The sequence below is a fragment of the Flavobacterium sp. B114r genome, assembly GCF_056824125.1.
Genome location: NZ_CP124858.1, coordinates 2291544 through 2314667, shown reverse-complemented (window position 1 = coordinate 2314667; position 23124 = coordinate 2291544). Strand labels below are relative to the sequence as shown.

Here is a 23124-nt window from a genome sequence, read left to right as displayed (position 1 = left end):
TTTTAAACTGAATTTATATATCGCTCCAATGGAGCTTTTACTAAAAGATCTATTTTATTTCTATAAATATGACGCCTTTCCAAGGCTAAAATTAAACTCCGGAGGAGTGCCATATTTATAGCGGTATATTTATGCCGCATATTTATAGAATTTCATTTAACAATCAGATTTTTAGCCCCAGCGGGGCGACATAATTTAAAACTTATAATAACTAATTTATAGATTATAATTTTAGCCTTAGAAAAAGTCTAAAATCAATAATCTAAAATCTCAAATAAACCATGACTTTCAAAGAACAAATTCAACAAGGAATTCCTTCTATATTGCCTCCAAAAAAAGAGTATGATTTTGCAATTAACCATGCGCCAAAAAGAAAAGATATTCTTTCGAAAGAAGAAAAAAAACTGGCTTTAAAAAATGCATTGCGCTATTTTGAACCTCAGCATCACGCTGAATTAATTAAAGAATTTACCGAAGAATTAAATACTTACGGTCGTATTTATATGTATCGCCTGCGTCCTGATTACAGAATGTACGCAAGACCAATCGACGATTACCCCGGAAAATCAGTGCAGGCAAAAGCGATTATGCATATGATTCAGAACAATCTGGACTATGCTGTGGCGCAACATCCGCATGAATTGATTACATATGGCGGTAACGGAGCTGTTTTTCAGAACTGGGCACAATATTTATTGACGATGCAATATTTGTCTGAAATGACAAATGAGCAAACCTTAACAATGTATTCTGGACATCCAATGGGATTATTTCCTTCGCATTCTGAAGCGCCAAGAATTGTGGTTACAAACGGAATGGTGATCCCGAATTATTCTAAACCGGACGATTGGGAAAAAATGAATGCTTTGGGCGTTTCTCAATACGGACAAATGACGGCGGGAAGTTATATGTACATTGGCCCACAAGGAATTGTACACGGAACGACAATTACGGTTCTAAATGGTTTCAGAAAAATAAAATTAAATCCTGAAGGCAATTTATTCGTAACTTCAGGACTTGGCGGAATGTCCGGAGCACAACCAAAAGCAGGAAATATTGCAGGTTGTATCACGGTTTGCGCTGAAGTGAACCCAAAAATTACCAAAATCCGCCACGAACAAGGATGGATTAACGAAGTCGTAACTTCGACAGATGAATTGGTAAAGAGAGTGACTTTGGCAAAAGCCAATAAAGAAGTGGTTTCGATTGCTTATTTAGGAAATGTCGTTGATGTATGGGAATGTTTTGATAAGGAAAACATAAAAATTGACTTGGGATCGGATCAGACTTCACTTCATAATCCGTGGGCTGGAGGTTATTATCCGGCTGGAATTTCTTTTGAGGAAGCGAACGAAATGATGGCCAATAATCCTGATTTATTCAAAGAAAAAGTTCAGGAATCTTTGCGCAGACAAGCTAAAGCAATCAATAAACACACCGCAAAAGGAACTTACTTTTTTGATTACGGAAATGCTTTTTTACTAGAGGCTTCCCGCGCTGGTGCAGATGTAATGGCCGAAAATAATATCGATTTCAAGTATCCAAGTTATGTTCAGGATATCATGGGACCTATGTGTTTTGATTATGGTTTTGGTCCGTTTAGATGGGTTTGTACTTCTGGAAAACCGGAAGATTTACAAAAAACAGATACTATCGCAAGTGAAATTCTGGAAGAAATGGCAAAAACGGCTCCAAATGAAATTCAGCAGCAAATGCAGGATAATATCAAATGGATCAAAGGTGCTCAGGAGAATAAATTGGTTGTGGGTTCTCAGGCGAGAATTCTTTATGCAGATGCTGAAGGCCGCATTAAAATTGCCGAGGCTTTTAATCAGGCGATTGCAAAAGGCGAAATTGGAACTGTTGTTTTAGGTCGTGATCATCATGACGTTTCCGGAACTGATTCTCCTTACAGAGAAACTTCAAATATCTATGACGGATCCCGTTTTACTGCCGATATGGCGATTCAAAACGTGATTGGAGACAGTTTCAGGGGTGCAACCTGGGTTTCGATACATAATGGCGGCGGAGTTGGCTGGGGAGAGGTAATAAATGGTGGTTTTGGTATGGTTCTTGATGGTTCTCAGGAAGCTTCAAAACGTTTAGCATCAATGCTTTTTTGGGATGTTAACAACGGAATTTCAAGACGAAGCTGGGCTAGAAATGATGAAGCTATTTTTGCTATAAAAAGAGCAATGGAAGTTCAGCCGTTATTAAAAGTTACGTTACCTAATATTGTAGATGAAAATCTATTTTAGTTGACTAATGTAACCTTGAGTGGAGTCGAAAGGCTATAGAGGAAAAAGGGCTTCGACTCCGCTCAGCCAGACAAAGAAAGAAGAACATTAAAATTTTTAAACATATGAAAACATTCAAATTAGTACCCGTTTTTTTGCTTTTAATTCTTGCGTCATGCAGCACAGTCAGTGTTTATTCTGATTATGATAAAAACGTAGATTTCACGCCTTATAAGACTTATGCATTTTTTAAGCCGGGAATTGATAAGGTCGAAATTTCTGATTTGGATAAAAGACGTATCCTACACGCCATAGACGAAGAAATGCAAGCCAAAGGTTTTACAAAAAGTGAGAACCCAGATTTATTAATAAATATTTTTACAAAATCAAGAGAACAAGTTAATGTAAACCAATTTAGCGCCGGTTGGGGTTATGGTTGGGGTTGGGGATGGAATCCTTACATGATGTACGGAGGAAATCAAACTACTGTATCAACCTCTACAGAAGGAACTTTATTCATTGACTTAATTGATGCTAAAAAGAAAGAAATGATCTGGCAAGGTGAAGGTGTTGGAACTTTAACCAAAAACGTAGAGAAAAAAGATGCTAAAGTAAAAGAACTTGTATCAAAAGTTTTGGCACAATATCCTCCGGTTAAGAAGTAAGTTTTTAAGTCGCAGTTTTCAGTATTTGAAAAAACTAAAAAAAGTTATTAAATACTTTACGAAATAATTTATACATTTGCCATTCAATTATCTGAAATGAAAAACTTAAATATCATTATTATCTCTGTTAACATTATTGCAATTCAGCAATAATGGCGAGGTATTATATAAATAAGTAAACAAAATACAATTTATGAAACCTCCCAAACCGGGAGGTTTTTTATTTTAATAAATAATCAAAAGGTTGTCACAAATTTCACGTAGGTTCACAAATTATTTTTTTCTAATCAAACAATAAAATTTAGTGCTAATTCGTGGCAAAAAAACAAAACAAAATGAATTTATTTAACGAAGTACTTGCTGCAAAAAAGCAATTAGAAAATGTAGTAGCCGCTACTCCACTTACGCAAAATTTAAATCTTTCAGACGAATTTCAATCGACTATTTTATTGAAACGGGAAGATTTACAAATTGTACGATCGTACAAAATCAGAGGCGCTTATAACAAGATTTCTTCGTTGAATGATATCGAAAAAGCAACTGGAATTGTTTGCGCAAGTGCCGGAAATCATGCACAAGGTGTTGCATATTCCTGCCATATTTTGCAGATCAGAGGCAAAATCTATATGCCGAAAACGACTCCAAAACAAAAAGTAAAACAGGTTCAACTGTTTGGAAAATCGTTTGTTGAAATTGTGCTTATCGGAGATACTTTTGATGATGCTTATGCGTCCGCAACTGCAGATGCCGTAAAAAATCATAAAATATTTATTCATCCTTTTGATGATGAGAAAGTAATTGCCGGTCAGGGAACTGTTGGACTTGAAATTCTCGAAAATTATAAAGAAGCTATCGATTATGTTTTTGTCCCAATTGGCGGAGGTGGATTGGCTTCAGGATTATCTGAAGTTTTTAGACATCTGAGTCCTGATACTAAAATTATTGGAGTTGAACCTAAAGGTGCTCCTTCAATGAAAACCTCTATTGAAGAAAATAAAAATACTGCACTTGCAACTATTGATAAATTTGTTGACGGCGCTGCAGTAAAACAAGTTGGCGATAAAACTTTTGAAATATGCCGTAATAACTTAAACGACATCATTCTGGTTCCTGAAGGCAAAGTGTGCACGACAATTTTGCGTTTATACAACGAAGAGGCTATGGTTGTAGAACCGGCTGGAGCATTAACAATTGCTGCTTTAGATTTTTATAAGGATAAAATAAAAGGCAAAACCGTAGTTTGCGTAGTAAGCGGAAGTAATAATGATATCGAAAGAACGGCCGAAATAAAAGAGCGTTCTTTACTTTACGAAGGTTTGATGCATTATTTTATGATTCAGTTTCCACAACGTCCCGGAGCTCTAAAAGAATTTGTTAATAATATTTTAGGACCGGATGATGACATCACTTACTTTCAATTCGCTAAGAAAAACAGCCGTGAAGTTGGTTCTGTCGTAGTTGGATTAGAATTGAAAAACAAAAAAGATATTCTGGCAATTAAAATGAACATGACCAAAAATGGTTTTGAATTTCAATATCTGAATGACAATCAGGATTTGTTTACACAGTTAATAGGATAATCAAACTTTAACCCACTTTTTGTTTTTCTTTAAGTTTCACTGTATAATCTTTGTGTAACTTTGTGTACTGGATTTTCGCAGAGAATCACAAAGATTTCACCGGCTTTACAAAAGAAAGCACTTTATTTTTATTTAAAAAATGGCAACTCAGGATATTTCAAACATAGAAGACATCAAACTTTTAGTAAATACATTTTATGATAAAGTTCAGAAAGATGATTTAATTGGACCTATTTTCAATGAAAAAATGCTAGGAAGATGGCCTGAACATTTAGAAAAAATGTATCGTTTTTGGCAAACCATTCTTTTAGAAGAACATACTTATTCCGGAAGCCCATTTCCGCCACACAAACAATTACCTGTAAATCAATCTCATTTTGATCGCTGGATGAAAATTTTCACTTCAACTGTCGATGAATTATTTATTGGAAAATTAGCTGAGGAAGCTAAAGTTCGTGCAGCAAATATGGCCTATATGTTCAATTACAAAATTGAATATTTTAGAAATCCTGAAAATCATTAGAAAAAAAATTGCCATCAATTTCACGAATTATCATGAATTATTTTATTGGAAATTTTTATCTCTATAAATTTAAAATGTTCTTTTGAAAACGGAAGTCCTAGCCCTGATGGAAGCGGCATCCTTTTTGTTTTTTCTTTAAAAACAAAAAGATACAGCGTACAGCAGGAATTAGCTCCTAAAACCTATATAAGATCTCAAGACAAACTTCACGAAAAACGCAATAAAAATCACCTTCGAATAAAATAATTGTAACAAATAGCAAAAAATAGCGGTGTTAATTCGTAATTTTGCATTCTAAACTACAACGTTTTCGAAATGAATGCAAGTATTGAAACAAACCCGTTATTAGAGCGATTGCCTAAACATTTAAAGCAGTTTATTAAACCTCAGGATTATAGCGATTACACTCCTATAAACCAAGCGGTTTGGCGCTATGTAATGCGTAAAAATGTAGATTATTTATCGAAAGTTGCACATAGTTCGTACTTAGACGGCTTACGCAAAACGGGAATCGAAATTGATGCGATCCCTAGTATGTATGGAATGAACCGGATTCTAACCGAAATTGGCTGGGCTGCGGTTGCGGTTGACGGATTTATTCCGCCAAATGCTTTTATGGAATTTCAGGCTTACAACGTTTTGGTTATTGCTTCAGATATTCGCCAGTTAGAACATATCGAATATACGCCTGCTCCGGATATTATTCACGAAGGTGCCGGCCACGCTCCTATTATTGCGAATCCTGAATATGCTGAATATTTACGCCGGTTTGGAGAAATTGGCTGCAAAGCCATTTCATCACATAAAGATTATCAGATGTACGAGGCGATTCGGTTGCTTTCAATATTAAAAGAAGCCGAAGATACTCCACAGGAAAAAATAGACGAGGCTGAAAAAGCTGTTGCCGATCTGCAAAATAATATGGGGGAATTGTCTGAAATGGCTCAAATTCGAAACCTGCATTGGTGGACTGTTGAATATGGCCTGATTGGAACTGTTGAAAACCCAAAAATATATGGCGCAGGATTACTTTCATCGATTGGAGAAAGTGCCTGGTGCATGACGGATAACGTAAAGAAAATACCTTACGATATCTCTGCTGCGAATCAGAATTTTGATATTACGCAATTGCAACCTCAATTATATGTAACGCCAAATTTCTCTTATTTAAGTTTGGTCCTGGAAGAATTTGCGAATAAAATGGCTTTAAGAACCGGGGGACTTTCGGGGATTCAGAAACTAATTCATTCCAATGCTTTAGGAACTATTGAATTGAGTACAGGTTTACAGATTTCGGGAGTTTTTACAAATGTATTAGAAGAGGAAGGAAAACCAATTTACATTCAGACAACAGGAAAAACAGCTTTATCGTATCGCGAAAAAGAATTAGTTGGCCACGGAACGCTAACACATCCGGAAGGTTTTGGAAGTCCGATTGGGAAACTGAAAGGATTCAATTTAGCAATCGAAGATATGAGCCCGAAGGATTTACAAGCTTATAGTATCGTTGAAAATGAAACTGTAAAACTGGAGTTTGAAGGCAATATTATTGTTGAAGGAGAAATCATTACAGGTTCCAGAAATTTACACGGTGAAATTATCCTGATTAGTTTTAGAAATTGTACCGTTACACATGGCGAAACAATTTTGTTTCAGCCGGAATGGGGAAATTATGATATGGCAATTGGTAAAAAAGTAGTTTCGGCTTTTTCAGGTCCAGCCGATGTAAATAGTTTCGATTTGATAAATTCGGTTCCTAAAACTACAACTATAAAAGCCAAACATTCAGACGAACGTGACGATCTGGAGATTTTGTACCAAACGGTTCGTATGATCAGAGAAAATAAAGATGCTAAATATGAATTGAAATCTGTATTTGAGAAACTTCAAAAAAACCATTCTAATGATTGGTTGCTTTCTATTGAAATAGCGGAGCTTTCGAAGGATTCAAATGAAGCACAGCTTTTGCAGAAAGTATTGGTTTATCTGGATCAGTTGAAAATAAAACGTCCTGAAGTGGCACATTTAATTACTGGTGGATTGGATTTGATATTTAACGGTTCTTTGCCGGATTTGCCACAAAGACAATAAGACTTTTTGTTGTTGCGAAAATTTTGCCCACGAATCTTACTGATTTAAACTGATTAACGCAGGTTTTTTTTTAATCTCGCAAAGACGTGAAGTCGCAAAGTTTTTCTACAATTTTGTCATTTCGACCCAAGGGAGAAATCACACGCGGGATTCGACAAAGATTGACGACTTTCTGTGCGGAGCTTCTAGTGTGATTTCTCCCTTGGGCCAAAATGACAAACAATACGATTAATCATTAATTAAAAAAACTTAGAGTCTTTTTGCCTTTGTGGCAAACTACAATTTTAAATCTGTATTAAAATCTTTATCAGATTCAATTGTTTTTCCTTCGTATTGCAATTTCCAACCCATTGAATTTGTCAGGATCAGAATTTTAGATAACTCACTAATCAATCTATTTTGGGCATTGGTTTTCAAGGTCGATTTCTCGATTTTTTTCGCCAGATTGGCTTTTACTGATTTGTTGATTTTGTTGTAATCATCTCCTGTAAAAGGATTTAGTTTGCTTTGTTCAACATCGTAAAACTGAATATCCGGATTGATTGTAATTTCTTCTTTTGGAATATTAAGAATGGTGATGGTTTTATTTTTTTCGTCGATATCGTATTTGATTTTATGCAAATCATAAGCAACTGTAACATTTGCATTCACGACAACAAGTGCTTTCTTCTCAAAAGAAACCATATCCATCAAGTATTTCTGTTGATTTTTATAGGTAATGACTTCTGAAAAATGCCCTTCGGTGACTACTAATTTTCCAACATTTAAAATCTGCTGTTGAATTAAATTGGTATTGTAATCGATGGTAGAATCGTCGTCTTTTTTGAACTCACAATATTTGAAAGCCAAAACTATCAAAAGTACGACCGCAACGAAAACTATTATTCTCTTTATTAAATTTTGCATTCTATTATTTTATTAGACCAATTTACTTCTTTTTTCTAAGAGGTTAAAAGTTTTTCATCACTAAGTTTTTTCGCCATGACCCGAGCAACAGCGAACAGGCGAAGCAATTTCACGAATTTTCACTAATGCTTTGTTTATAATTTATAATGATGTGAATTTAAAATTTGTGAAATTGCTTATTATGCGCAAACTATATATCAGTGAAAATTCGTGAAATTTGCGGCAAAAAACGTGGCAAAATTCTTAAAATGGATAACCAATTGCGATATTCAAAATCAGGTTTTCTTTTCTCCACGGTCCGCTGCCAAAATTGATATCGTCGATTACCCATCTTTGTCCTTCCGGCAAATAAGGCTTTCTTAACGGAAATGCCAGATCTGTTCTTAGAACTAAGAAAGACAAATCAAAACGCAATCCCGCTCCGGCACCCACGGCAATCTCTTTCATGAAATCTTTGGTAATTTGTCCTCCCGGTTTATCTTTATCAGCATTTAAAAGCCAAACGTTTCCAGCATCTATAAATACTGCACCGCGAACAATACTAAAAAGTTTTGCCCTGTATTCTGTACTAAATTCTAATTTTAAATCTCCTGACTGATCCGGTAAGTATGAATTATCTGTGACAGTATTGACATAACTTCCAGGACCGAGAGATCGTGCTCTAAAAGCACGAATACTATTGGTTCCTCCTACCACAAATTGCTTAGACGTTGGCAATGCACCTGAATTTCCGTAAGGCAGTCCGGCACCAATAATAATTCTGCTTGCCAGTTCACTTTCTTTACCCAGTTTTAAATAATGCCTGAAATCTCCTTTTAGCTTTACAAATTGACTAAACGGAACATCAAATATTTTTATGGTATCGTTCTTTTTTACATTAGCGCCTGTAGCCAAACCAGTTATATTTCCTGCCAAATCTAATTCTCCATTAAAATAAAACGTATTTTTTTTACGCTTCTGCATTGTATTTGTATATGTATACGAGTACGTTGGTCCAAAAATCAGTTGCTTTTCGATTACTTTCCCTAACGATGCATCTTCTATAATATCCTGACGATACTCTGCTGTTACATTATTTGGGCTCACATACGTAATATCAATAAGATTGAATTGGTGTTCTTTTCTGATGTTTTCTTTCCATTGATAACCAAATGATGTTTTAAACGAATTCAATGCATACAATTGTGTTCTGTTTTGATATTCATATCTCACTGTAGCTTTTGTTCTCGGCACATATTCGCTGGAACCTTCAATATGAAAAAACGGCACAATAAATCTCGGCCAGGTCAAGCTGGTTTCTGTTCCTAATTTATAAATATTTTTTCCGTTATTAGTTCCTGCAAGCTGAAAATCGGCTCCGCCAAAAACAGAAACCGTCAGCAGTTCAGCACCACGAAATAAGTTTCGGTTGTTCCAGTTTACATTCAGTTCTGTTCCTGTATAACTGGCTGAATTTGTTTTTCCTAAAACTTCTACACGAATAAATTTCTTCGGCAAAAGCGTCAGATAATAATAAGAATCCAAGGCGTTTTTTATACTATCAGAAGGTTTAAATTCGTTTTTTACAAAACTAAAAGTTCCCAGATTCACGAATCGGTTTAAAGTCAAATTGTGGTTCTTTCTATTGTATAAATCTCCTTTTTTAAAATAGATCGCCCGATCAAAAACCCTTGGTTTGAAAGTATCTGCAGTATCAATAATCGTAAAATCTTTGTATTGAACAATATCTTTACCAGTGTATTTCACGCTATCTTTTGAAACGGTAAAATTAGGATAAACTACAATTTTATTAATCTTGTAAGCGGTCAAAGCTTTTGGCGGTGCCTCAGGTTTTATTACCAACCTGATTTTTACTTCATGATCGCCTTTGCTGCTGTCTACCTGGGCTAAAATATAATCCGGATTAAAGTAGTAATATCCTTTTTCTTTAAGCCTTGCATCTATTCTTTCTCTCTCTGCTTTTATGACATCCAAATCATATGGTTTTCCTACTTTCAATAAACTTCTTCGGCTTGATCGCCCAATTATTCTTGACATGGCCAGAGAGTCATCCGGAAAAATTACACTTTTAATAATATACTGTCTTTTAGGCACAACCGTATATTCTGCAGTTACTCTTTTGTTACTAACAGTAGAATCTGCACTGACACGCGTTTTAAAATAACCTCTGTTTTCTGTGAAATTTCGTAAAACCGAAGCATTATAATCTAAATCGACTTTGCTAAAAAGTATTGGCGCTTCTCCCACTTTATTACGCAGCCAATATCGAATTCCTTTTTGTTTTTTAGGTTCGCCTGCAATATTGTAAATCCATAATTTAGGTCGTAAACCTAATATTTGCTTGTTGGGTTTTGGTCGCAATAAATCTTCTAGTTCATTCTCGAAAGCTTTTCTTTCTTTCTTTTTAATAGTAGAATCCTTTACTGTCACAGAACCTCCTGTGTACAATAAATCTCCTTCGGGCAAATATTTAGTATTGCTGCATCCAAAAACAAAAAATAAGGATAGCGCTATAAAATATTTTACATATCTAATTTCCATATTGCTATGTCTTTTGTTCATTTCCTTCAATTTTATTTTCTTCGTCTTCTTTTTTATTCTCTTCCTTCTCTTTCTGCTTCTTTTTCTCTTTTCGCAGTTTTTCTTCTTTTATCATTTCTTTTTCGGCTGCACTTCTATGAAAAAGTTCACGGAATTTATTGTAACTCATTGTAATAATAAACGCAACTCCTGTCTCGACAACCTGACCTTCGACTGCAACCTGATATTCGTTTTTGCGATACGCACGAAGCATATATCGGCCGTCTTTTGTTAGTTGATAATCTAATGCTACGTCGCCGGCAATATTGGTACTTTCTTCATTTGCGCGTTCTTGTCCTTCGACAGCAAAACTGCTTCCTACCGTAACTTTTAATCGATCATTTAAAAGTTTTTTAGAAACACCAACATTCAAATCTGTTCTGTTTTCCCTGTTTCCGGTAGTATAATCATCTGTAGATTCAAGATCAAACTCTAATTGAACTCCGCTAATTAACTCTCCTGCAAGATCATTTAACTGTTGAGAAAGTATTTTACTCACACTTTGTCTTGCCAATGATTCTGCACTTGTTCCGCCGCTTTCACTCGCAAAAGGGTTTTCACCAATAAATCTGTTTAATAATAACAGTGCAAAAACCTGTTTGTTCAATTCGTTTGGTTCTTGTCGTAATTGCTCTAATTTATTCTGGGAAGCTGTTACGATATCTGATGAAACATCATAATTCCCGTCAGGCAGCACAATATCAAATGTGATTTCCGGTTTCAGTAATTCTCCATTCATTTTTAATAATGTCTGGAACGGAATTTTCTGTTTGTATGTGTTTTTAACCGTCGGACTCATTGCTCCTAACTGGTTTCCAAGTAAATCTATTGGTGCTGTTTCTACTTTATAAATGGCTGTAATATTCAGACTTGCCATTGTAGGTTCACCATTCCAGGTAATAGAACTTCCTTTTTGAATATCAAATTTTCTTCGGATCATGTTGAAATTCATTTCATACGCTCCTTCAGAAAACTCATATTTACCCGTTAAAGTAGTTTTTCCTGACGGATCGATTCCTCCTGTAAGCTGTGCTTCACCTTTTAGATTCAGATAATCTCCGTTTCCTTTGTCAATCACCAAGGTAAGTTCAGCTTCTTTATCAATGGCAATTTCAACGCTCACATCCATACCAATTAACTGAGATTGATTCAATTCTTTCTCCATCGCAACAGTTTGTTTCAGCAACATATTATCTTCATCGACAAACTCAACAATACCTTCACGATCCGCAATAGAAGGATCTGATTGTGGTAAAACAACTGTAAATTTAGTGTCTTTGTTTATTTTGATATTTCCGCCAACAACAGGATTTTTAAGCGTTCCTTTTATGTTTAGTTTGGTATCCAGAATTAAATCTCCATAAAACAAATCATTATCTGCTTCTTTAGAATGTATGGCTCTAAAATCGTCTGCAACAACTGTTAAACCAAAATCGAAATTACTATAATCAGCAGACTTAATCGTTCCGTCTATTGTTAACTCGTTATCATTCTCGTCATGAAAAGTAAATTTATCAAACGTAATTACATCATTTTGAAGCGTGATTTTTTCATCAACCGTTTTAAAGAAAGAATTCAGTTTAGTTACTCTGAAACCTGTTTCCTTAAAGTCTAATTCTCCAATTACTTTTGGCTCGCTTGCATTGCCCGTAATTTTAAAATTCCCGGTTAAATATCCTGTTCCTTCTTTAATATTACCCATACTGAATCCCTGAATACTTTTTATATTCAGTTTATTCAAATCTAAATTGAAATCAAGATCTCCATCGTCAACTTTATAATTCCCGGTAAGACTTACATCATTATCCTGACCCGTTAATGTAACATTTGCGGCCAATAAATTATCCACTTTGTTATCTACTTTAATACCAATATCACCAACAGGTTCCCCTTTAAAAGCGAACTGATCTACTTTTAAATCTGATGTAAAAGTGGGTTTTGTCATTATATTCTCAACAACTGCATTTCCGTTAATCAGACCTTGCATTAAAATCTCGTCTTTTTTAACCATATTCATAATGGTTTCGATTTTAAAGTTTACAAAATCAACTTTCAACGGTGCATTATCCTGTTCTCCCTGAGATTGTATCTTTAATTCATTGCCTGAATTTGATAAATAAAACTTATTAATATAAAGTCTTTTTCCTCCAAATTCAATTACATTTTCAGGATCAACCGTCCATTTATCGTAATTAAGCACAAAGTTTTCTGCATCGATTTTGAAGATATTTTTAGAATCTTCTGTTTTAAATTCTCCCGCAATAAAATACTGTTGTTTGTCTTTTACATCTTTCACTTCAAGAGCATAAGTCAAAATATTATTTTCGACTTTTCCTGCTAAACTTGTGAATGGAATTTTTAAAGAGCCACTTTCGATCGTTGCTACAGAAACCATATATTCTAAAGCATTCTCTTTTCCTTCGATATTTATTTTTCCATCGGCAATTGTGTTATCGGCATACACAATTCTTGGTATTGTCCCTTTTATTTCTAATGAATCTGTTACGTTATTGTACTTTCCTGTAATATTGACAGGCTCTAAACCAGTTAATTTTGGAACCAGTTTAAAAAGCAGCGGATCATTATCAATCTTTAACTTAAAGACCAAACGTTGTTCATCTGCTTCTCCATTTACTTTTGGATTTTTTAAATCAATATATTTCGATAATGATTTTTTTATTGCCGCTGTTAATGTGGTCAATTTATATTTTCCGTCAACTTCCGCTTTCAAAAACTGAGATGCAATTTTGATGTTATTTCTCGTATTATCCGCAAAAGCAATTATACGCACTGAATCCAGAACAATAGGTGCGGCATCTTGTACCACCTGTATATTGGAAAGAAATACTTTACCGTTTAAAAAATCAGGATTACTGTTGGCAATATCTGCATCTACATTACCACGCAGTTTCATTGGTCCGGCATGAAGATTTAGTTTTTCCAGATCAGCAATATCCAGATTTAATTTTAATTGTATGGATGGATATTTATCTTTTGTATTTCCACTTGCTACAAGATCAAAATGCAAATTAGGATCTTTCATTCCCGATTTTACATCAAATGATCCGTTTTCTATATTTCCTTTTAAAGCTAAATCCTTATAAGTATATTTATTAAAAACTGCTTTCTGAACCAATCCGTCAAATTGCGCCTGAGCTGTTTTTGGATCGAGTCCTTTCCCATCTACTTTCGCTTTAAGCGTAATTTTTCCGATTGAATCATTTTTGATTAATTTTCCCAAATCAAAATCCAACAAATAAACTGTTGCATTGTACTTCTCTTTTTTCTTAACACGCTGATCGAATAATGCATCGACTTTCGCATTTCCGAAACTACTGTTTAAGGCCAGGTTTGTTTTGAAATTCTGAACAGAACCTTTAAATTTTCCTTGCAGGTTTAATTGAGAAGGCAACTGAATGTTTTTCGGAATTGTTCCTGCCGGTACAAACGTATTAATATCCTTTGAAGTACTTGATATTTTTTTTATATCTAAATCGTAATAGGCTTTTTGGGCATCCGGCAACCCTGTTATTTTTCCAGAAAGAGAAACTTTTGTCGTTCCTATTCCACTCATTTCGAATTGTGGAATGTTAAGATCTTTAATTTTTCCGCTCAAGCGTGTATTAACGTACAAAATCGCATTTGGATTACTCTTAAACGGATTTGTCTTTTGCAAATCCGGAACAAAAAGCAAAATATCTTTAAAACCAATTTTTGATTGATTTAAATTAGCGTCTAAAGAAAGGTTTCCTAAATCTTTAGAAATTGTTGCAATCGAAGAATAAGCGACTTTAACTTTATTTTGAAGTAAAGTTTGAGGCGTTTTCAAATACAAATCATTCAGATATGCATTTTTAGGTCCGTAAAAGAAATCGGTTTTTAAAGACTGAATTTGTAATCCGCTTTTATCGTTTGCCGTTAAAGCTTTTATGTTCCCGGAAATGGTGTCGTTTCCGTAGTATAATTTCTCTGCTTTAAAATTTAATTTATCCAAATCAAGATGACTGTAATCAATACCTTTTAAAACTGGTTTCGATTGCATATCGTCAAACCTGAAGGCGACATCCTGTATATCTATATTCTTTAATTTTACTTTCCATCCTGCTTGCTTAATTGCAGTTGAATCTAAATCAGGAGTTTTTATTTGTTTGTCTTTTGTACCTAAACGTAAGTTCCCTTTTAGATTTTTCAATTCGAAAGTATCAAAATCTAAAAGCTGATTGTTCAGGTCAATTTTATTGACCGATAAATCAAGATTCCCCAGTTTTATTCCTGAGTCTAATTTGGAATCTTTATTATCATAAGCAATATCAATTTTCGACAAACTAATTTTACCTAAATTCAAATTAGAATCTTTTCTTTTCGAAATAGTATCAACGGTTTCTACCGATACTTCGGCAATTTTTTCGACTGCATCCTGATCTAAAACTAATTTTAATCCGTCTAACTTAATATTCGGAATATCGAAATTCATTTTATCCAAATCAAATTCCTTGAATTTTGTATCAAAATGTGTCAGATTGACCTTCACATCATTCTTAGAAAAATCATCTTTAAAACTGAATTTAACATTGTCCAGATTTACATTTACAACTGATATTTTGAATGGTTTACTATCCGGATCTTCAACCTTTGGTTCTTTAGATTCGAAAGCTTTTATTATATAATCAAAATTAAAAACGCCGTCTTTATTTCTGGAAATATTAGCATTGACATTTTCAAGGGAAACTGAATTTATCTCGAGCTCACTGCTTATTAGCTTAAACAAATCGACATCTAACTCTAAACGTTTACCGCTCAACAAAGTATCTTTCTTTTGATCTTCAAAATAGAAACCTTCCAAAACTATATCTTTTGGAAATTTAATAGAGATATGATCCAAAGCAACTTTGGTTTTTATTTTATTATGCAAATAGGTTATCGCTTTATCCTTTGCATAATTTTGGATCGACGGAACCTGAATTAAAACAATTAGAAGTAATAAAAGTGCAATGATAGAAACCACGCACCAAAGTAGTATACGTAGTGTTTTTTTAAGAAAATGAATTGGTTTCTTATTCATAAGTCAATAAAACACGGTTAAATTAAAGTTGTGTCATTATAAAGCTGTATTTCTACAGTTTACAAAATTGTAAATTTTAAACCTTAACAATTTACATAATTACATGCAATTATTCTAAAATTTTATGGACAAATAATTATTTTCTTACTTTAATTAGCCACGAAGGTGCTAAGGCACGAAGATTTTTAATAAACTTTGGTTTAAACAATGGAATTGAAATGTTTCTAAATTAAAATTTAATGTGCTTCCATTTTTCCTGAATCGCATTTATCTTCTGCTGAAGTTTTGCTAAGAATTTCTGGTGTTGTTCTGATTCCGGATTGAAGCTTCTGTGACGCAAACTTTTTTGTATTTCTGAAACCTCTTGCATCGTTGAAATACTATTTTCAGAAATATAGTTTTCACTGAATTTCTGCCAGATATAATCGATTGCTACTTGATTGGGATGTAACATATCTTCGGTATAAAAACGATAGTCCCGCAGTTCGTCCATCATGATTTCGTAGGACGGGAAGTATTCAATTCCCGAAAGACTTCGACTTTGCTCAGGATGACAATCGTTTAAAATAGAATGAACCGCCGCAAACAAATGTGATTTACTTAATTGATTTTCAGCAAAACCATCTTTGATATGACGAACGGGAGAAACAGTAAATATAAAATTGATTTTAGGATTTAACGTCTTAATAAAATCAACTGTATTTTGAATACTTTGCTCAATTACATTTACCGATAATAATTGTTTCGTAAATTGCTTTTGCGGTACTTTATGGCAATTGGCTACAAACTCATCGCTTTCTATGTTTCTGTAAATCCAGGAAGTTCCGTACGTGATAATAATGTGCGTGGCTTCTTTTAAGTATTTAGAGGTTTCTGAAATAGCCTTATTCAAAGTTTCCAATAATTCCTGTCGATCTGAATTACTTAAATCCGAATGTACTTCATAACTATGCCAGCGCTCATTATAAAAGAAAACATCTTTCTCTGTATAAAATTCTTCCTTAATAATCCTGCTGATTATCTTCTCGATCGAAACCGGATTAAAAATAATCCCAAACGGATTTGTCTGGTTTTGAAATTTAAAATAATCGAATTTCTCCGCCATATTTTCAGCAAAACAGGAACCAATAGAAATGATCTTCGAGTTATAATCGATTGGACTATTGGTTTTAGAAATTGTTATTTGCGTTCTGAATTGCATGACTTTTTTATTCAAAAATACAGTTTAAAACTCATTTAAAGATCTAAAAAAATCCCCAACATCAATTATTGATGATTGGGGATTTATTATTGTATTAAAAGCTAATTAATAAGCAATCTCTAATTTAAAAGAGTTTTTAGCATCTCCAGAGAATATTTCAGTTGCAAAATTATTAGCATTGTATTTATTGGTATTCGTTACTGTTACTGTTCCAATAACTTTTCCTGAAGCATCAGTTTCTACAGTAACATTTTTAACTGTATTATTTGCTGAATAAAAATCAAAATTATCATCTAAATCCAACAAAAGTTTAGCTCCTGTAATATTGGTAAAAGGGTTTTTCTTGTCATCAAATGTACTTGTACTTTTTTCCCTTACAGCATCGATAAACTCAGTAGAAATTATATTTCCATTTGCAAAAGTATAAAGTCTTGTTGTATCATATTTAACTTCCTGTCTGTTGATTATCTCAGAATAATTTGCGTTAACAGTACCGTTTGCATTGTAAACAAAAGTTAGTTTTTGTGGAGGAGTAGAACTGAAAGCACTCGTAGTAAGTTTAGAAACTAATTTTCCAGCTTCGTACGTATATACATCTGTAGATTGTAACTCACTTGATTTGAACTCCTCAACTTTAGTGATTACTTCTCCTGTATACGTATAAACAAATTTAGAAGCATCTGAAAGAGAAATTTGCTTTAATTTATTTCCGTCGTAAGTAAACGTAAAATCAAGACTTCCTGACTTTCCATTTTCAACAGTTGTTTCAACAATTTTTTTAGGTAATAATGTTTCAGATGCAACATCTGTCGAATCGTCACTAGAACAAGAAGAAATCAGCACCATAGATAAAGCACTAAAAAGACATAAAATTTTTTTCATTTTTATTTGTTAAATTTGTTATTGCGGCAAACTTAATACAACCAAAAATCAAAACCTTACGGCATCCCACATTCAAACTAAAAAAATACAGCATGCAACCCCACTACTTACTAAAGCATTAATAAAGAATAACATAAGCAAACAATTACCTTAGTAATAAAATTTAACCAAAAATAATCCCATTTAAATACCTGATTGTTTTCTTCGTTTTTTTTATAACGCCAGTGTTAAAAAATATATTTTATAAAAAATTAAGACACTCAAGACTAAAAAAACACGCCGCTAATTTCAACTGTAAAAAAATTTAGTTTTTTAATAACTAAAAGCAACTTTACAAAGCCAAACTATTCACTACTTTTGCATCTTCAATAAATTTAAACTCACACATGAAATTATTATATTCTTATATAATCAAACACAAAATGCTCTTGCTTTTTGCGTTGATTATGGCTTCTATAAACATTTGTTTCAGCTTATCAGACTCAATTATTACCGGTAAATTAATGCAGGATTGCGGTGTTGGTTTGCATAAATATGAAGGAAATGAAATAGGTTTTTTAAAATCTTTATCCTTCTGGCTGGGGCTTTCCCTTGGTGCTGCAATGATCTCAAGAATTACCAAAAACTTTCAGGATTACTTTACCAATGTCGTAATTCAGCGTACCGGAGCTCAAATGTATACTGACGGAATCAAAAAATCGCTTGATTTACCTTATGCCGAATTCGAAGATCAGCGAAGCGGTGAAACTTTAAGTAAATTGACGAAAGTACGCTCTGATTCTGAAAAATTAATTACGCTTTCGATCTCTTTGATTTTTCAAACCATTATCGGATTTATATTTGTAATCGTTTACGTTGCCCGAATCGATTACCGTATTTCACTAATCTTTTTGGTTACGGCTCCCATTATTGCTTTAATCAGTTCGTATTTAGGTAAAAAAATAAAAATCGTTTCCAGAAAAATTGTCAATCAAACCAATGCTTTGGCTGGTTCTACAACCGAGAGCTTGAGAAATATTGAATTGGTAAAAAGTCTTGGATTAACGTATCAGGAAGAAAAACGTCTGAACTTAAACACTTTTAAAATTCTGCAATTAGAGTTAGAAAAAATTCGTTTTATCAGAAGCTTGAGTTTTATTCAGGGAACAACCGTTCACTTTTTAAGAACTTGTGTTGTCTTTACGTTGTATTATTTCTTGTTTGGACATAAAATTATCGTGGGTGATTTATTGACCATGGTATTTTTTACTTTCTTCATTTTTGGACCATTACAAGAATTAGGAAATTTCATTATTGCATTGAATGAGACTAAAGTTTCAATGGAAAATTTTAAGGTTTTATTAAGCGCACCAAAAGAGTTTCGCCCAAAAAGTCCGAAACATGTTGGAGCAATAAGGTCTTTACTTTTTACCAATGTAAGTTTTCAGCATAAAACTGCAAAATTCAAAGCGGTAGAAAATATTAATTTCGAAATTAAACAAGGTGAAACCGTTGCTTTTGTTGGTCCGTCAGGTTCCGGAAAAACAACTTTAGTAAAACTATTAGTCGGATTGTATACTCCTGCCGAAGGGCAGGTTCTTTATAATGATATTGATTCTACAGAAATTGACTTGTTAGATTTACGAAAACAATTGGGGTTTGTAACTCAGGATGCTCAATTATTCTCAGGAACAATTCGTGAAAATTTACTGTTTGTAAGACCTAATGCTACTGATGAAGATTTGTATGATGCTCTTAAAAAAGCGAGTTGCGAAAAATTATTGCAACGTGCCGAAGATGGTTTAAATACAACAATTGGCGAAGGCGGAATTAAAGTTTCCGGTGGTGAAAAACAACGTTTATCAATCGCCAGAGCTATTTTAAGAAATCCTAATCTATTGATTTTTGATGAGGCTACTTCTGCATTAGATTCTATTACTGAAGAAGAGATCAATGCTACGATTAGAAATATCTCCGACCAAAACAGAATAACGGTTTTAATTGCGCACAGATTGTCTACTGTATTGCATGCCGACAAAATATTTGTCTTGGAACAAGGTAAAATTATCGAATCCGGTAAACATGAAGAACTGATTGTTGAAAAAGGTTTGTATTACGCTATGTGGCGTCAGCAAATTGGGGAAAGAAAATAGCTTTTTTTAAGGTTCTGAGCTGCTAAGGCGCTAAGTTGCTAAGTTTTTTTTCAGATAGTGTCCAGCTTTAGCTGAATGGAACAAAAAAGTTTAAAATTGAAGGGCTTTAGCCAGACTGTTACGTTTGGCTAAAGCCCTTTCTTTTATTAAGACAACCAATTACACGTAACTATTTATCATTTCGTTTTCTAGATAAAACTAAATCTTTTTTCAGGAGCTAATCCCGCTTTCCGTTTCCATATTTTGTGGCGAACCCCGCCACAAAAGGATTTTCTCTTCTATCGGGGCTAGGCCAATCATTTTCATAAGAATGTTTTCGTTTAGTATGTCATTTTAATTGTTTAACCTATGGTAAAAAATTGAATTTATATGCAAAACCCGACAGGTTTTAAAAACCTGTCGGGTTCGCTTTTTAGATCTTATAAAAAACTTAGAACCTTAGCAACTAAGCTTCTTAGTAACTTTTCTTTACTTCACAAAATCAACTGCGTGAGACAAAGCCTCAGCAATTCCTGCAGCATTTTTACCTTTTCCGGATGCGAAGAAAGGCTGACCTCCTCCATTTCCTTCAATATATTTTCCTAATTCTTTGATAACAGCATTTGCATTTAGGCTTCTGCTTGCTACTAAATCCTTAGAGATATAACAATGAATATTTGGCAAACCGTCTTCTATAGAAGCTAAAAACACAAAAGAATCTGCTTTTGAAGCTCCTAAAACAGAAGCTAATTCTTTAGTCGATGCCATGCTTAAATCTACTTGTTTTGCAAGGAAATTGATTCCGTTTACTTCCTGGAAATCTTTCTCTAAATCAGATTTTAAAGCATTTACTTTTTCTTTAAGCAATTGCTCAATTTGCTTTTTCAATTTAGCATTATCATCTTGTAAAGAAGCCACTGATTTTAAAATATCCTGTGGATTTTTTAATGTTTCTTTTATTTCAGCTAAGGTATTCTCCTGATTTTTATAGAAGTCTTTTACAGCATCACCTGTAATTGCTTCAATACGACGAATTCCAGCCGCTACTGCGCCTTCAGAAATGATTTTGAAATGCCAGATTTCTGCTGTGTTTTTCACGTGAATTCCACCGCAAAGTTCTTTACTGTCACCAAATTCAATCATACGGACATTATCTCCGTATTTCTCTCCAAATAAAGCCATTGCACCTTTATCTAATGCTTCTTTAATCGGAATATTTCTGTGTTCTACTAATTGCAATTGTGCTTCGATTTGCGCATTTACACTTGCTTCAACCTGACGTAATTCTTCGTCTGAAACTTTAGAAAAATGCGAAAAGTCAAAACGCAAATAGTTAGGATTTACCAATGAACCTTTTTGCTCTACGTGAGTTCCAAGAAGGTTTCTCAAAGCTAAATGCATTAAATGCGTAGCTGAGTGATTTTTAGAAGTTGAACTTCTTAAATCGGTATTTACTTTTGCTGTAAAACCAGCTTCAATATTTTCAGGCAATTGTTTTGCAAAATGCAAAATCAAATTGTTCTCTTTCTTCGTATCAATGATTTCGATCGTTTCGTTTGCAGAAACTAACGTTCCTTTATCACCCACCTGTCCTCCTCCTTCTGGATAAAATGGTGTATTGTCTAAAACAATTTGGTATAAAATTCCGTCTTTTTTAGAATCTACTTTACGAATTCTCGTGATTTTGACGTCGTTTTCTACTTTGTCATATCCAACAAACGTTTCTACATTTCCTGGAATCAAAACAGTCCAGTCTTCTGTTGAAACTTCTGATGCTGCACGTGAACGTGCTTTTTGCTTCTGCATCGATGCATCAAATTCTGCTTCGTTAAGAGACATTCCTTTTTCTTTCAGGATCAATGCTGTTAAATCTTTCGGAAAACCAAAAGTATCATACAATTCAAATGCTTTTGCTCCAGAAACTTCAGAACCTTTGGTTTGTGCAATTACATTGTCTAACAATTGTAATCCCTGATCTAAAGTTCTTAAGAAAGAAGCTTCTTCTTCGCGAATTACATTCGTAACCAATTGTTGCTGTAATTTAATCTCAGGAAAAAATTCTCCCATTTGGTTTGCCAGAACTTCTACCAATTTATTGATAAAAGGTTCTTTCGTATCCAAGAACGTAAATCCGTAACGAATGGCACGACGCAAGATTCTACGTATTACATAACCTGCTCCTGTGTTTGATGGTAATTGTCCGTCGGCAATTGCAAAAGCAACCGCACGTACGTGATCTACTACAACACGAATCGCAATATTCGTTTTGTTTTGTTCTTCACTGATGTTTTTAATTTCATTAGATGTATATGTAAAACCTGTAATTTGTTCTACTTTCTCGATAAGCGGTGTAAAAACATCGGTATCATAATTTGATGTTTTTCCTTGCAAAGCCATACACAAACGTTCGAATCCCATACCGGTATCTACGTGTTGTGCAGGAAGTTTTTCAAGAGAACCATCAGCTTTACGGTTGAATTCCATGAATACATTATTCCAGATTTCAACTACCTGAGGATGATCGTTATTTACCAAACTTTTACCTGAAACTTGTGCTTTTTCTTCTGCTGAACGTAAATCAACGTGAATTTCAGAACAAGGTCCGCATGGCCCCTGATCTCCCATTTCCCAGAAATTATCTTTTTTGTTTCCAAGGATAATTCTGTCTTCCTCGATTAATGTTTTCCAGATATCCCAAGCTTCCTGATCAAAAGGAACATTCTCTTCTTTGCTCCCTTCAAAAACAGAAACATAAATATTCTCTTTCGGGATTTTATAAACTTCTGTCAACAATTTCCATGAAAAATTAATCGCTTCTCTTTTAAAATAATCACCGAACGACCAGTTCCCCAACATTTCGAACATAGTATGGTGATACGTATCAATTCCTACCTCTTCAAGATCATTTTGCTTACCGGCTACACGAAGACATTTTTGCGTATCGGCTATTCGTTTACTTTTTGGAGTTGAATTTCCTAAAAAATATTCTTTGAACTGGGCCATTCCCGAGTTGTTGAACATTAAGGTTGGATCGTCTTTAAGCACAATAGGAGCCGACGGAACGATTAAGTGCCCGTTGCTTTTAAAAAAATCTAAAAATTGTTTACGTACGTCTTGTGATTTCATGTTATAATTAGAAATGTAATAATGTGATAATTTGATAATGTGTCAATTAGATAATTTAGTTCATCTGAAAATATATTAATGTATTTTTTAAATTAGAAATTTATCATTCTAAACAATAAATTTCACTTTAAAGACATTATCTAATTATCAGATTGACACA

The 23124-nt window shown here is 33.9% G+C and carries 12 protein-coding genes; 6 read left to right on the top strand and 6 right to left on the bottom strand.

Annotation, left to right across the window (positions count from 1 at the left end):
- Window positions 1-281 precede the first annotated feature (281 nt).
- From QLQ94_RS10065 to QLQ94_RS10045, 5 genes are all read left to right on the top strand, one after another.
- Entirely contained in the window at window positions 282-2258 is a 1977-nt protein-coding gene (locus QLQ94_RS10065) for a urocanate hydratase (RefSeq protein ID WP_271334929.1), read from the top strand.
- Window positions 2259-2362: 104 nt separating this feature from the next.
- Window positions 2363-2902 (top strand): DUF4136 domain-containing protein, encoded by a 540-nt coding sequence (locus QLQ94_RS10060; protein WP_271334930.1) that lies wholly within the window; start codon window positions 2363-2365, stop codon window positions 2900-2902.
- Window positions 2903-3237: 335 nt separating this feature from the next.
- Window positions 3238-4482, top strand: coding sequence for a threonine ammonia-lyase IlvA (ilvA, locus tag QLQ94_RS10055; RefSeq protein ID WP_271334931.1), 1245 nt, complete (start codon window positions 3238-3240; stop codon window positions 4480-4482).
- 139 nt (window positions 4483-4621) lie between these two features.
- Window positions 4622-5005 carry a group III truncated hemoglobin gene (locus tag QLQ94_RS10050; RefSeq protein ID WP_482499642.1) on the top strand — a complete coding sequence of 128 codons (384 nt, stop codon included), beginning with the start codon at window positions 4622-4624 and terminating at the stop codon, window positions 5003-5005.
- A 315-nt stretch (window positions 5006-5320) separates the two neighbouring features.
- Window positions 5321-7096 (top strand): aromatic amino acid hydroxylase, encoded by a 1776-nt coding sequence (locus QLQ94_RS10045; RefSeq protein WP_482499640.1) that lies wholly within the window; start codon window positions 5321-5323, stop codon window positions 7094-7096.
- Between the two features lie 276 nt (window positions 7097-7372).
- Here QLQ94_RS10045 and QLQ94_RS10040 read toward each other — a convergent pair whose 3' ends face one another.
- From QLQ94_RS10040 to QLQ94_RS10020, 5 genes are all read right to left on the bottom strand, one after another.
- Complete coding sequence (locus QLQ94_RS10040; RefSeq protein ID WP_271334934.1) at window positions 7373-8002, bottom strand: DUF4230 domain-containing protein; 630 nt, start codon at window positions 8000-8002, stop codon at window positions 7373-7375.
- A 243-nt stretch (window positions 8003-8245) separates the two neighbouring features.
- A complete protein-coding gene (gene tamL / locus QLQ94_RS10035; RefSeq protein WP_482499639.1) occupies window positions 8246-10564 on the bottom strand; it encodes a translocation and assembly module lipoprotein TamL in 2319 nt (772 codons plus the stop codon).
- Window positions 10548-15644: a translocation/assembly module TamB domain-containing protein gene (locus QLQ94_RS10030; RefSeq protein ID WP_271334936.1), complete on the bottom strand. Its 5097-nt coding sequence runs from the start codon at window positions 15642-15644 to the stop codon at window positions 10548-10550. The genes tamL and QLQ94_RS10030 overlap by 17 nt, the downstream gene beginning before the upstream one ends.
- 229 nt (window positions 15645-15873) lie before the next feature.
- Window positions 15874-16845: a GSCFA domain-containing protein gene (locus tag QLQ94_RS10025; RefSeq protein ID WP_482499958.1), complete on the bottom strand. Its 972-nt coding sequence runs from the start codon at window positions 16843-16845 to the stop codon at window positions 15874-15876.
- Window positions 16846-16950: 105 nt separating this feature from the next.
- A complete protein-coding gene (locus QLQ94_RS10020) occupies window positions 16951-17727 on the bottom strand; it encodes a hypothetical protein (protein WP_271334937.1) in 777 nt (258 codons plus the stop codon).
- Window positions 17728-18113: 386 nt separating this feature from the next.
- On the opposite strand from QLQ94_RS10020, the gene QLQ94_RS10015 reads away from it, so the two are divergent.
- On the top strand, window positions 18114-19859 hold the full coding sequence (locus QLQ94_RS10015) for an ABC transporter ATP-binding protein (protein ID WP_271334938.1): 1746 nt from the start codon (window positions 18114-18116) through the stop codon (window positions 19857-19859).
- A gap of 468 nt (window positions 19860-20327) precedes the next feature.
- On the opposite strand, the gene alaS is transcribed toward QLQ94_RS10015, so the two are convergent.
- A complete protein-coding gene (gene alaS, locus QLQ94_RS10010; RefSeq protein ID WP_482499637.1) occupies window positions 20328-22964 on the bottom strand; it encodes an alanine--tRNA ligase in 2637 nt (878 codons plus the stop codon).
- Window positions 22965-23124 lie beyond the last annotated feature (160 nt).